Here is a 13,048-nt window from a genome sequence, read left to right as displayed (position 1 = left end):
GTTTAAGTCAATGTTATTGAAGGAAAATGCCGACGCTGGCACTGCGGCCGCTCGCATCGATCACCGTGAGTGTCGAGTACCCATTGCCATCGGGCGTCCAGCGGGTGGTGCGGGTACGGGCAAGATCCGGCAGGGCCTGTCCATTGGCCAGCCAGCGGAACGGCGCGCGGCCTGCTTGAAGTTTCAACACCAGCGGCAGCTGCGCGCCGTCGGCGGTCCGGCCAAGTTCCACATGGGCGCCTTCCGGTGGATAGACGATCATCGGCGGTTTTTCGCGGGCATTGAGGGCGATCAGGCCGCTGGCATCGCGCGAAAAACGCCTGAGGCCGGGTGTCAGATCGCTCTTGGCGATCCGCAAGGCGCCATCCGGCGGCGGGGGCAGGGGGGCTCGCGGCAATTTGGACCGGGCAAAAGCCTCAAACAAAACAGGGGCCGCGGTGCCATAGCCGGTCAGACCGGGAATGGCACTGTTATCCGCCCTGCCGATCCACACCCCGATGACCGTGCGGCCATCATAACCGATCGACCAACCATCGCGGTAGCCGTAGCTGGTGCCGGTCTTATAAGCGATCCGTCCGGTCAGTGCGCCAAGCGGCGGGGCGACACCGGACAGGATATCGGTGACGTTCCAGGCCGCAGCCGGTTCCAGCAGGCGTCCGGGCTCGGCATGGGCGCTACCGAGCATGGCGCAGTCGCGCAGCCGGATGGCGCTGCCTTGCCGGGCAAGGGCGGCATAAAGCGTGACGAGATCCTTCAACGTCGTACCGGCACCGCCCAGCGCAATGGCAAGTCCCGGGGTTTCCGCCTTGGGCAGGTCGATCCTGATGTCTGATCTTTTCAGCCGGGATAGCAATTGCGAGGGGCCGACCGCTTCCAGCAAGCGGACCGCAGGCACGTTGAGCGACAGTTGCAGGGCATCGCGGATGGTGACGTCGCCCTGATAATGCATGTCGAAATTTTTCGGCCTATAGCCCGCGAAATCGGCGGGGCGATCCTCGATCACCGTATCCTGGGCAATCAATCCCTGTTCGAAAGCCAGGCCGTAGATCAACGGTTTCAGCGTCGAGCCCGGCGACCGCTTGATGCGCGTCATGTCGATCCAGCCGGAGCGGCTGGCATCGAGGTAGGCGGCGGAACCGACCCGGGCGAGAATCTCGCCGGTGCGGATGTCGGCAGCCAGAATTGCCACCGATACTTTTGGCGGAAGTCTTTGGGCCGCTTGTCTCGCCACGGTTTCCAGCGTTGCCTGCACGTCTTTTTTGAGTGTGGTCGGATAGGTCAGGCTTTCTGGCCGCTTGCGCCGCTCGGCATCACCGACATGGGCGGCGAGCATCGGCAATTCCAGCCTTGTCTTTGGGATCGGCACGGCGCTTGCCAATTGCCGGTCCTGCGCAGAAACAATGCCGGCTTTTTCCATGCGCGCCAGCACTCGGTCGCGGGCGGCAAGGGCGTTATCGGCAAAGCGGTCGGGTCGCCGCCGTTCCGGCAATTGTGGCAGGGCGACAAGCAGTGCTGCTTGCGCAGGCGTCAGATGTTTCGGCTCCTTGCCAAAATAAGCAAGTGAGGCGGCCCGAACCCCTTCGAGATTGCCGCCATAGGGGGCATGGGTCAGGTAAAGATCGAGAATGGCGGCCTTGTCCAGCCGATGCTCGATCTGGATGGCGCGCAGCGCTTGCTGGGTCTTGGCCAGAAAGGAACGTGATTTTCGAGGTTCGATCAGCCGTGCCACCTGCATGGAGAGCGTTGAGGCACCTGACACGATCCGGCCATGGCGGATGAGCTGAAGGGCCGCCCGGCCAAGCGCCAACCCATCGACGCCGGAATGATGATAGAAACGTCGGTCCTCATAGGCGACCAGCATGCGTATCAGCAAAGGATCGACATCGGCGGCTACGGTTTTCAGCCGCCAGCGACCCTCTTGCGTGGTAAAGGCCCGCAGCAATTGCCCATCGGCATCCAGAAGTTCTGCTGAATTGGGGCTGATCGCATCAAGTGGCGGCGGGAAGGCCGCATCCAGCCGGTTCAGCCCATGCCAGACCGCCCCGCCCACAAGCAGGCCGGTCAGCAGCACCAAACCGAATGTCTTGCCGCGCCGGATCACTGTTCTGCTTTGACCTCCATGCGTCCCGTTGCCGAGCGGGCATAGCGCTGCGGGCGATACATGTCCTCGACGCTGGCGGCGGGTTGGTCGAACACGCCCGGTGTCACGGCGCGCACCACATAGGCGAGAACCATGTCGCCACTGTCCTGGCTGGCGCTGTCGAGGGCAGCGACAAAGCGGTCGTCGCGGAATTCCAGATGGGCGGCTTTGGTCTCGCCCAGCCAGTCGAAATTGGCGAGATCAGCACTGCCGACCAGGGCCGGATTGTCGATTTCCAGGCCAGCTGGCAGGAGGTCTGTCACCAGCAATTGCGTTGGCAGGCTCGGTTCTCCCATAGCAGTCTGGGCAACCTTTAATACCACGACATAACGCTGGTTCTGCGCCGCCTCGCTGATATTCACCTTCTCACCCGACAGCGTGTAATAGCTGCGCTCGATGGTGAAGCCTTCGCTGGCCGCCGGCAGCGGATATTTCGGCACGGCCACGGTGGTGACTGTTGCCGTCAGCGGATCAGCGTTGGTATTGTCCAGCGTCACCGGCTGATGCATCAGGTCCTCGCCCTCGAGTCTCGCCCGGTAGCCGCCGGTTTTCAGGCTGCCATTGACGGTCACGGCAAGGCCATCGTCGCTTTTGTCCAGCGCCCGGGCGGCCAGCAGCATCCAGCTTTCCTCCTGGGTGCTGGTATAGGACTTGCTCTTCCAGTCCTCGATCACCGACCTGCTGAGGGCCGGGATGATCGGCGGTACGGGTCGGGCCTCGGCGGCCAGCGCCAGGATGGCGGCGCCATCGCGCAGTTGCGAGCCGTAATCCGACCGGGCGAGACTGACCGGCGTGATCGAGCCTTGCTGTGACTGGGCGCTTGCGGTGCGGAATATTGCCTCGGCCTTAACCGGGTCGCCATAGAGCGACAGGGCCGCAGCCAGATGCGCTTTGGACAGTGGCGTCGGGAACCGGTCCAGCATCGTATCGGCATAATAGCGCAGATCGCTGATCGCGGCGCGGCGATTGCGGGCCAGCACATAGAGTGCATAGGCTATTTCATTGCCCTGCGCTTCGACATCGGTGTCATAGGACAGTTTGTTGGCCAGATTGTCCAAAGCCTGCACCAGGGCGGCATCGGGCACATCAAAGCCCTTTTCGCGGGCGCGGGTCAGGAAGTCAGTGACATAGGCGTCCAGCCACAGGTCTTCCGAACCGGGCGCCCAAAGGCCGAAACTGCCCTGTGCTGCCTGATAGGACAGCACCCGGTAGATAGCGTCCTGAATGCGCCGGTTGATATCGGCATCATTGGGCAGACCGGCCACATTGGCGAGATCGTTGAGATAGAGCAGCGGCAGCGCCCGGCTGGTGGTCTGTTCGGCGCAGCCATAGGGGTAGCGGTCAAGGCTGGTCAGCAGGGCGGCAATGTCGAAATTGGCGCCGCGTGACACCGAGATGCTCAGCGACGCGCCTTGCAACACGCTATCGGCCAGAAGATCGCCGTCCACCGTCAGGCTCTTGCCCGCTGCCAGCGGCAATTCGCGCCGCGTCGTCACCGGCAGTGCGGCTGGGCGCACCGGCAGATCCAGCGACCGGGTGAGTGACAGCCCAGTGTTCTTTGCCTCCCCGGTATTTGCGCCTGTGGCAGGCGTTGCTGAACCATTGTCGCCACCAGCAGAAGCCGTTCCAACAGAGGTTAGCGCCACGGAAACAGTGCCATCGCCGGGCACAAGTCCCTTCAACCCGATCGACAGGCTGGTCCGCGCCCCTGCCTTTAGCGTGACTGGAATCTGCGCTTTGGCAGGGTCGATTTCCACGGAGGGATTGCCCTTCAGCGACAACAGGTAATCTCCATCCGGCGCATCGGTGGCGGCCAGATCGAGCTGGAGGCGGGCCTGATCGCCGGGGGCGAGGAAGCGCGGCAGCGAGGCGGTGATGACCACGGGATCGCGAACGATCACATCGGTTTGCGCATGGCCGATACCGGTGCGGTTCCAGGCGACGGCCATCAGGCGCACGGTGCCGTTGAATTGCGGAATGTCAAACTCGACCTGCGCCTTGCCGGTATGGTCGAGGTGAACGGGGCCGGAAAACAGCGCCACCAGTTTTTCCTTGGGCGGACTGGCCTGCAAGGCCATCATGCCGCCATCGCCGCCGGTGCGCAGCTTGCCCATGGCGCCAAGCGATCCGTCGATCAGCTGACCGTAGAGATCACGCATTTCAATGCCCAAACGGCGCTGGCCAAAATACCAGCCATCCGGGTCCGGCGTCTCAAAGCGGGTGAGGTTGAGAATGCCGACATCCACCGCCGCCACCGTGACATAGGCATCATTGCCGCCACCGGTGACGCTGATCGGCACGGTCAGCTTGCGGCGCGGCTCGATCTGCTGTGGCGGGGTGAGCTTGATGGCCAGCTTGCGGTTGGCCGGATCGACGCTGAGCCAGGTGACGCCTATGGCGCGCATCGGCATGCGGGTCTCCTGGCTTTCGCCCGGACGATAGAGGGTTGCGGTGATATAGGTACCCGCGCCAAAATTGTCGGTGACGGGAATATCGATTTCGCCGCCGGTGGCAGCGATGCTGGCGGTTTCCGTCGCGACAAGGGTTTCCGAGCCGATGGTCACCAGAACCTCACCGGCATAGCGCGACGAGATTTTCAGCTTTGCCGTTTCACCGATCTTGTAGACCGGCTTGTCGAGGCCGATTTCCAGGGCATCCGGGGTTTCGGTCGATCCCGCCTCAACGAACCAGCCGGCATTGAATTCGATGCTGGAGGCAGCGCCATTCGGTGTGGGCGCATCGACTTCCAACCGGTAGCGGCCCCAGCCGACCGGCATCGGCAGATCGGTTTTCTCCGCGCCGATATCGACCGTGCCGCTGGCTGCCAGCTTGGTGCTGGTGATCGGCTCAAAGCGCCAGGCGCTGCCATCGCGATACCATTGGTAATCGCGCTCCAATTTCAGCAATTTCCACTTTGCACCAGGAAGCGCCTGCGGCTTTCCCTCGGCGTCGAGCGCGATGAGCTGGAAATGTCCGGTGCTGTTTTCGGAAAGCTCACCGGAGAACTCTGGCTTGATGCCGATAGCCGGTTGGCCGGTCTCGACTGGCAGGGTCAATTGCCGCTCCACCGCCCGGCCGCCGCCTTCCTTCAGGCGCACGGATAGTTGCGCCTGCAACAGTTGCGTGGTGGCGGGCAGGTCATCGACCTGAAGATCGACGCTGCCATGGCCCTTGTCATCCAATGGCTGGAGGGCATCCAGCGTCAGGCTGCTATTGTCTCCGGCCTCTTCATCGGCAAGGCCGAAGACGAAGCCGGGCAAGTCATCGCGGCTGCGGGTCGGCTTGATGACCATGTCGCCTTCCAGCGAAAGGCCAGCAGCCGGTGCGCCGTAGAGATAGCGGCCATCGACACCAACCGCGAGCGGCATACCCGGTTTCAGCACATTTTCTGCCGGTTTTAGGTCGAACTCGATCCGGTCGGGCAGGAAATCATCGACCAGAAAGGTTTTTTCGGCAATGGCCGGTTTTTTCGGATCGACATGGATGCCCAGCGTCCAGGTGCCGCGCATCACCGAGGTATCCAGCGCCAGATCCACAACATGGCCGCCAAGACCGGCACCAGTGCTGACCATGCGGCGATATTCCACGCCGTCGGGCCGAGTGAAAATGAAGGTCAGCGGCAGGCCGTCGATGGCTTCCGCGCCGATGTCGCGGGCAAGGGCTGCAACATGCACCATGTCGCCGGGGCGGTAGATTCCGCGTTCCGTCCAGGCGAAAATATCGATGGCGCCCGGCGCGGTGCGCCCGGTGACGCCCCGGTCCGACAGGTCGAAACCAGCCTTGGTCATGTCGAGGAACACGAAATCCTTGCCTGGCTGCTCGCCGGTCAGAACGGCAGGTGCTAGCGCCGCACCGGAGCGCATCAGGCCAGCCGAAAAGGTGGCCCGGCCCTGATCATCGGTGGTGGCAGTGCCGAGGATTTCATTGTTGCGGGCCAGCAGTTTCAGCTCGACACCGGCGATTGGCTTGGCGGAATTCAGCGAGCGGGCAAACACATTTAACCCGTCAGTACCGGCAAAGGTGGAAAGGCCGATATCGGACACCAGGAACCATTGCGTGGCGCGGTCTTCCCATTCATCACTCTTGCCAGCATTGGGGGACGCCGTCAGCACATAGATGCCGGGCTTGCGTTCCGGCAGAGCCTCGTCCACCGGAAAACTGGTGGTGACTTCACGGTTCAGGCTGCTTTCAATGTCGATCGAGCCTTGCCAGACCAGTTCGCCATTGTCCTTTTCGATCCGGTCGGCACCGTAACCGCTGAGCTGCGAGAGAAATTGCGAATTGCTCATCAGCGGCGCAATCGCCCGTTCGCCAATCCGATAGAGCTTCAGATTTGCCTTGTCGGTGTTGACAGAGACCAGCGGAATGCCGCGCCTTGCCGCAGATGGCAGTACGAAATGGTCGCCGGTAAAGCGCACGGTCGAGCTGCGGTCGCGGATATAGACGTCGATATCGGTCTTTGCCGCCAGCGGTTCATCGACGGAGGAGGGCAGGCCTTCCCGCAGTCCAATCGTATAGCGCTGGCCATAATCCAGCCCTTCGATGCAAAGCTGGCTGTCCTTGGCTTCCAGCACCTTTGGCGGCTTGCCATTGACGGTGACGAAGGAGGTGTAATCGGTGCCGCGATTGATCAACGGATCGGAAAACTGCACGCAGGCGCGAGGGCTGGCGCCTTCGGCATCGACGCTATTGCCGGTGATGCGAAAACCCTTGGTGGCTTTCAACGCCAGATAGGCGGCGCGAACAGACTTATCGGCGACAAGCTCGAGGCTGGCCTTGTAGGCGTTCAGTGCCGCGCGGAAATTCTCGTTTTTCTCCAGGGCCTTGGCCAGCACAGCCAGCGCATCGGCTCGCTCCTTGGTGCTGCGGGTCAGGTCATAGCCGAGAATGGCAGCATAAAGCCCCTGATTGGCAGAAGCGCGATCATCCTTGATGGTGTTGGCGGCACGGGCGGCGCTGATCCACAGGCTGGCATCCTCTGGGGAAAGCTGGGCGGCGGCCAGAAACCCGGCCAGGGCGTCCGTGCCCTTGCCCGCCGACAGGCTGGCATGGGCGCGGCCAATCAGCCCATTGAGACCGAGTTCGGGCTGTTCCGCCGTCTGTGCCAGCCGCGCCTTGAACGCGTTGGCTTGTGTGCGCAGACCATCGGAGATGAAGCCGAGCTTTGCAGGCGCGCCGATATCCGGCTCGGTGGCACTGGTGACAATCTTACCGGCAACGGCGCCTGCGAAAGGGCTGACCTGGTTGAAATCCGATTTCAGAAAGCACCAGCGGGCCTTGATATTATAGGTGAAAGCGCGGCAGGATTTGTCGTCGATACAGCTTGCCTGGCATTGGTCAAGAGTGACGTTTTGCGCTGTGCGCAGATCAAAGCCGCTGTAATCGCCATCCTGGGTCAGGGCGATGCTGCGGTTGGCTTCGGCAGCCATCGCTGTTTGTAGGGAGGCTGGCAGCATGAAGCTCAGGAGGGCGAGCGCCGTCCCGGCTAAAATCCGTTGCAGACCCATGACAATTGCCCCTCTTTACGTCAATCAACCGGCGCGTCGCGACGAGCCGCCCACTTCTCATGCATTCCCTTATCCCAAGGCTCGGAAATGCTCAAACATTCTCGCTTTGACATCATTGCGACGGCCCTACATCTGTCCAAGGCTTGAGGGTGTCGCGCATGGAATGCGACCCGCCATTTTCCATGGCGGGTTCTTTTACTCTTCCGATTTAACCATTTGGTGTCAATGAGGTTTTTCGTCGATCACCACATCGACCCGCAGATCGCGGCCTGCCCGCCAGCCATTCCAGGCTGCGCCAAGCCCGAGCGCGACAAACAGCAGGGCGGCCCAGGCGAAACTGCCCGTGGCGCCACGGATAAGCCCGACCAGCAGCGGGCCAATGGCGGCCAGGCAATAGCCAACGCATTGCGCCATGCCGGAGAGATGGGCGGCAATCTGCGGGCTGCCAGAGCGCAGTACGATGGCGGTCATCGCAAGTGCGATCAGGCCGCCTTGGCCGATGCCTTGCAGCACGGCCCAGATCCACAGGGTGGAAAGCGGTGCAAACAACAGGCCGATCAGCGCGATGACAGCGAGAATGGCTACAGTGGCGTTGACAAGGCTTTGGTTCTTGCCCCGAACGGCAAGCTGCGGCGCAACAATGCAGGCCGCCGCCTGCACCATGACCGAGACCGAGACGACCGCCCCTGCCGTCACCCCATCCAGCCCGCGTTCGCGCAGGATCGGCACCAGCCAACCGAAGACACAATAGGCCAGTGCCGATTGCAATCCGGTGTAAAGCGTCACGTTCCAGGCCAGCCGGTCACGCCACAGGCCCTTCACCTCAGCCTTGAACCCAGGCCTTGCTGCATGGCTGGAAAAGGCCTGTGGCAGAAACAGCAGGAACACCACGGCAGCCGGAAGCGCCCAGGCGGCAAGGCCGATGGCCAGCGAGCCGCCACTGGCTGCCTCGATCGGCAGGGTCAGCCCGGCGGCAGCCGCCGCGCCACCACAGAGCGCCATGGTGTAAAACCCGGTCATCAACGCGGCCCGATCAGGAAAATCGCGTTTCACCAGACCCGGCAGCAGCACATTTCCAACCGCGATGCAGGCACCGGCAAGCGCTGTGCCGAAAAACAGGGCGGGAAGGCTGGAAAAGCCGCGCAGGGCGGTGCCGATGGCCAGAAAGGCCATGACGGCCAACAGGGTTTTTTCCGCGCCGTAGCGGTCACCAAGTTTGGGTGCCAGGGGCGAGAAGACCCCAAGACAAACCACCGGCAGGGTGGTCAGCAGGCTGGCACCCAGTACGGAGAGGCCCAGTTGGTCGCGTATTTCCGGCAGCAGTGTCGAGGCGCTGGAAAACAGCGGGCGCAGGTTGAAGGCAATCAACACCAGACTGACGCCCAGCACGATGCGCGACAGAGGCGACCGGCCCGAGGCTTGAGGCGGGAGAGGGGCGTCTTCGGCCTGCGCATCAATCAGCAATTCGTCGCCAAGATCAAGCTTGGAATGGGCATTCGTCATCGGCGAAGGCTTTCATCGGCGGCAATATCATCAAGAAAAACAAGCATCGGCTGCATGAAGGCGCGCACCGCACTGTCTGCTTGGCCGGGATCGCCGCTGGCAATGGCATCGACAATGGCGCGGTGGGTGTCAAGGTCCGGTTCCGGCAAAAGGCCGCCGGTGGTTGCCTCGATGGTCTGGGTAATCGAGCGGGTGAAAAACTCGTAAAGCTCCAGCATGGCGGCATTTTCCGATGCGGCGATCACCGCCCGGTGAAAGGCCAGATCGCGAGCGATAAAAGCGTTACGGTCAGGATCGGCACCGGAATGGCCGCGCTGGTCCAGCAGGGCGTGTAATTGCCTGATGGTGGCGGGTCTCGCCCTAATGGCGGCCAGCCGGGCGCCCTCGACATCCAGTGCCAGCCGGGCCTCCAGCCGGTCGCGCAGGCTGGTGCGATGGGCGAGATCCAGTGGTTCCGGGGTGATGCGATCCTTCACGACATAGGTGCCGGAGCCCTGGCGGGTTTCCAGCAGGCCCTGCGCCACCAGCACCCGCACGGCTTCGCGGATCGTGCCGCGGCTGACATGCAGCGTCTCAGACAGGCTTTGCTCATTCGGCAATTTTTCGCCGATCCGCCACGTCCCACGGCCAAGGGCGGTTCGAATACGTTCGGCGGCCCCATCGGCCAGATTGGTTTTCAGCAACGGTCTCATTTGACAATTGATAAAGTCATCGGATGACTTTATCAATTGTCAAATGTAGTTATTTCAGCGGATCTATATGGGCGGTTCGCTTCGCGCATGATAGGGACGCGCCAATTCGCTCCTTCCCTAATCAAGGCCTACAGTCGTGATCCGTTCCCTCCTCGCCAATTTTCAGACATCTCGTGCCACCGGTCCGGCCATCATGCTGGCGGGGATGCTGATGTTTGCGCTGAACGATGCCATGGCCAAGGCGCTTGTCGCCCATTACGGGCTGGGTCAGGTCGTGGTGCTGCGCAGTCTGGCGGCTTTGCTCCTGCTTTTGCCGTTTCTGGTGCGCGGTGGGTTTGCGCCGATCCTCAGTGTTGAACGGCCCTGGATGCAGCTGGCGCGGGTGACGTGCTCAACGGTGGAAATCATCGGCTTCTATTATGCGGTCAGCTATCTGCCGCTGGCCGATGTGATGACCTATTGGCTGGCCGCGCCGATCTATGTGGCGGCCTGCGCGCCCTTTCTGCTGGGTGAAAAGCTTGGCTGGCGGCGCATCACCGCCATCGTGGTCGGTTTTATCGGCGTGATCATCACGCTGGAACCGTCGCGGGCGATGTTTTCCGCACCGGCGCTGATTTCCATTATCGGCAGCGCGGCCTTTGCTTTCATGATGCTGTCAGGTCGTTCGCTGCGCGCTACGCCGGATAAGCTTCTGGTGCTTTTCCAGGTGACGGCGGCGTTGGTCGGCGGACTGTTTTTTGCGCCCTTCGACTGGGTCGAGATCGGCTCCGCCACCGATATCGTCATGCTGGGCCTGCTCGGCATCGTCGCCATGGCGGCGCATATGCTGGTCAACCGGGCGCTGAAAATATCCGATGCCGCAGCGGTGGCACCCTTGCAATATACGCTGTTGCTGTGGGCTGTGCTGTTCGGCTGGCTGTTCTTTGGCGACGTGCCGCGCACCGGCATGGTAATCGGCGCAGCCCTGATTATTGGCTCCGGCCTGTTCATCTTCTTCCGCGAGCGACACTTGAACAAGACCGACTGCGTGCTGCCGGCGGTGCCGGAATAGAAGTTATTGTTTCGGCTCTGGCCGGCTGACGACGAAAGCCGCCGAGCAGAGAAGAATAATCCCGGTACCAACGCGCACGTAAAGCGGTGCCGACGAGAAGAACCACATCACGACAAAACTCAGACCCATCGCCAGAACAGCGGCCACTTTGGCGCGCCGTGAGATTGCGCCCTGGCGTCGCCAGTCCATTAGCGGCTGGCCAAAACGGGGATGGTCAAGCAACCATTGCTCAAAGCGCGGCGAGGAGCGGGCAAACAGGGCGGCGGCAAGGATAATGAACGGCGTGGTCGGCAGCACCGGCACGAAAATACCGACAATACCGAGCCCGACGAAAAACCAGCCCAAGCCCAGCAATATCAGCCGCATGTCCATCCCCTCAAGCCAGATCCTGTTCATGATACAGGATTCGGTGGGGTTTGGAGTCTTCAGCTCTGCTCTGGCTTGGATTTTATATCGAAAAATGTTGGTTTGGGCAGTTCAGTCTTCCTGCCTGCCGGCGCATGTTACATGACGGCTGGCAGGCAGTGGATGTAGCACTATGACTTATGGGCAGAAACGGCGGCATCATAGGCCGCGACCAGCGTTGCGGCGCGTTGCTTGACCACATCGGCCTTGTCACCGGGCTTGTAGAGGCTGGTGCCGATGCCGAAGGCGCGGACGCCCGCATTCAGGTAGTCGCCGAAATTGTTTTCGCCGACGCCGCCCACGGCGCCAATTGGGAAATTGGCGGGCAGAATGGCCTTGACGGCGTTGATGCCGCTTGGTCCCAGCACGCTGGCAGGGAAGAACTTGATCGCCGAGGCTCCGGCCTTGATGGCGGCCAGCGCTTCCGTCGGGGTAAAGGCGCCGGGCATCGACACCATGCCCAGCCGGGCGGCCTGTCCGATCACCGCTGGATCGGTATTGGGCGTTACCAGAAGGTTGCCGCCAACACTGTGCAATTGCTCGACCGCACCGGCATCCAGCACGGTGCCTGCGCCGATCAGCACGCCATCAGGTGCACGCTTGCGGGCCTTTTCAATCGAGATGAACGGATCAGGTGAATTCAGCGGCACTTCGATGGCCTCGAAGCCTTCTTCCAAAAGCACATCGACAACACTTTCGATGTCATCAGGGCCGATGCCGCGCAGGATGGCGACCAGTTCGCGCTTCAACTGCGGCCATGGGGTATGGGTGGTGGTCATGATCTGTCCTAACGTCAATTTTTAAGAATGGCCTTGGCGGCGGCAAACAGACCGTCGCGCACCAGGGCGCTGCCGTCAAGAATGCTGGCCTTGCCGTCCGCCAGGGTGATCGCCTTGGCATAGAGCGCCGAGAGCGCTTTTGAACCGACGATATGTACGGTCTTGCCGGAACGGACCCACTCGCGCATGCCGTTGATTTCGGCGCCGATTAGCAGGCCGGAGAGCCGGCTGGCGGCCTCGTTGGCTCCAGGCGAGGAGAGCAGACCGGCAGCACGGATTGAAAACAGGCTGGTGGTCAGGGTGAAATTGTCGCTGAGGGCTTCGGTAACCGCATCGGCAAACACCGTCTGATCGGTTTCCGCCGGGGCTTGCTGGATCGACAGACGCAGGATCGACTGTTTGGCGAGCAGATCGAAGAGTTCGCCGGTCATGACCGTGCGAAATCTCTGCACCTCGCCGTTTTCCAGATCCACCCATTTGCAATGGGTGCCGGGCATGCAGATCACGCCCGAAGCAATGCCGCCCGTCACGACACCGGCAAGCTGGGTTTCCTCGCCGCGCATCACATCGAAAGGACCGGTCTCTTTCTGGCAAAGGCCCGGCAGAATATAGACCGGGCGCGATGCTTTCGGGCTGACGGTATGGTGATGAAGACCGGACAGCGAGGCAGGTGTTTCGACATAGGGCGCTTCCAGCCAACCGGCGCGCGCGCCTGCCATGCCAGCGATCACCACCGGCAGGTCCAGAGGCGCTGACAGCGCCTCCAGATGTTCTTCCAACACGGCGGCAAACCGGTTGTCCGCCGCGCAGGCCGACATGCCATCGGCAGACTGGCGTTCGCCGAGCACATTGCCCGCGCCATCCACCAGCCAGAGGCGGAAATTGCTGGTGCCCCAATCGGCAAGCCCAACGAAGGGCTTGCCGGTCTCTGCACCCGTTTCGGTTTTGTCAGCCATGCCGCTCAACCGCGC

General features: G+C 62.0%; 8 protein-coding genes. 1 reads left to right on the top strand and 7 read right to left on the bottom strand.

Features of this window, described 5'->3' with window-relative positions:
• Positions 1 to 13 precede the first annotated feature (13 nt).
• The 4 genes from pbpC to G6L01_RS13850 all read right to left on the bottom strand — a co-directional run bounded on the left by pbpC (position 14) and on the right by G6L01_RS13850 (position 9,842).
• Positions 14 to 2,098 carry a penicillin-binding protein 1C gene (gene pbpC / locus G6L01_RS13865; RefSeq protein ID WP_070167023.1) on the bottom strand — a complete coding sequence of 695 codons (2,085 nt, stop codon included), beginning with the start codon at positions 2,096 to 2,098 and terminating at the stop codon, positions 14 to 16.
• A complete protein-coding gene (locus G6L01_RS13860; RefSeq protein ID WP_071207283.1) occupies positions 2,098 to 7,647 on the bottom strand; it encodes an MG2 domain-containing protein in 5,550 nt (1,849 codons plus the stop codon). The genes pbpC and G6L01_RS13860 overlap by 1 nt, the downstream gene beginning before the upstream one ends.
• 222 nt (positions 7,648 to 7,869) lie before the next feature.
• A complete protein-coding gene (locus G6L01_RS13855; protein ID WP_070166937.1) occupies positions 7,870 to 9,150 on the bottom strand; it encodes a CynX/NimT family MFS transporter in 1,281 nt (426 codons plus the stop codon).
• A complete protein-coding gene (locus tag G6L01_RS13850; RefSeq protein ID WP_070166936.1) occupies positions 9,147 to 9,842 on the bottom strand; it encodes a FadR/GntR family transcriptional regulator in 696 nt (231 codons plus the stop codon). Before G6L01_RS13850 ends, G6L01_RS13855 begins: the two co-directional genes overlap by 4 nt.
• 193 nt (positions 9,843 to 10,035) lie before the next feature.
• Here G6L01_RS13850 and G6L01_RS13845 point away from each other — a divergent pair, with 193 nt between their 5' ends.
• A complete protein-coding gene (locus tag G6L01_RS13845) occupies positions 10,036 to 10,893 on the top strand; it encodes a DMT family transporter (protein ID WP_070167021.1) in 858 nt (285 codons plus the stop codon).
• A 3-nt stretch (positions 10,894 to 10,896) separates the two neighbouring features.
• Here G6L01_RS13845 and G6L01_RS13840 read toward each other — a convergent pair whose 3' ends face one another.
• The 3 genes from G6L01_RS13840 to G6L01_RS13830 all read right to left on the bottom strand — a co-directional run bounded on the left by G6L01_RS13840 (position 10,897) and on the right by G6L01_RS13830 (position 13,033).
• Positions 10,897 to 11,259: a YbaN family protein gene (locus tag G6L01_RS13840; protein ID WP_070167022.1), complete on the bottom strand. Its 363-nt coding sequence runs from the start codon at positions 11,257 to 11,259 to the stop codon at positions 10,897 to 10,899.
• Positions 11,260 to 11,429: 170 nt separating this feature from the next.
• On the bottom strand, positions 11,430 to 12,077 hold the full coding sequence (locus G6L01_RS13835; RefSeq protein WP_070166935.1) for a 2-dehydro-3-deoxy-6-phosphogalactonate aldolase: 648 nt from the start codon (positions 12,075 to 12,077) through the stop codon (positions 11,430 to 11,432).
• Positions 12,078 to 12,091: 14 nt separating this feature from the next.
• Positions 12,092 to 13,033, bottom strand: coding sequence for a 2-dehydro-3-deoxygalactonokinase (locus G6L01_RS13830; RefSeq protein WP_070166934.1), 942 nt, complete (start codon positions 13,031 to 13,033; stop codon positions 12,092 to 12,094).
• Positions 13,034 to 13,048: the final 15 nt, after the last annotated feature.

Source organism: Agrobacterium vitis, from assembly GCF_013337045.2.
Classification (GTDB): domain Bacteria; phylum Pseudomonadota; class Alphaproteobacteria; order Rhizobiales; family Rhizobiaceae; genus Allorhizobium; species Allorhizobium vitis_B.
The sequence above is the reverse complement of the archived record's forward strand: the minus strand, read 5'-3'. Positions and strand labels throughout refer to the sequence as shown.

Bases quoted from the DNA above. Each gene is read 5' to 3' on its own strand.
- G6L01_RS13860 (WP_071207283.1), bottom strand. From the start codon at position 7,647: ATGGGTCTGCAACGGATTTTAGCCGGGACGGCGCTCGCCCTCCTGAGC.
- G6L01_RS13855 (WP_070166937.1), bottom strand. From the start codon at position 9,150: ATGACGAATGCCCATTCCAAGCTTGATCTTGGCGACGAATTGCTGATT.
- G6L01_RS13850 (WP_070166936.1), bottom strand. From the start codon at position 9,842: ATGAGACCGTTGCTGAAAACCAATCTGGCCGATGGGGCCGCCGAACGT.
- G6L01_RS13845 (WP_070167021.1), top strand. From the start codon at position 10,036: ATGCTGGCGGGGATGCTGATGTTTGCGCTGAACGATGCCATGGCCAAG.
- G6L01_RS13840 (WP_070167022.1), bottom strand. From the start codon at position 11,259: ATGCGGCTGATATTGCTGGGCTTGGGCTGGTTTTTCGTCGGGCTCGGT.
- G6L01_RS13835 (WP_070166935.1), bottom strand. From the start codon at position 12,077: ATGACCACCACCCATACCCCATGGCCGCAGTTGAAGCGCGAACTGGTC.
- G6L01_RS13830 (WP_070166934.1), bottom strand. From the start codon at position 13,033: ATGGCTGACAAAACCGAAACGGGTGCAGAGACCGGCAAGCCCTTCGTT.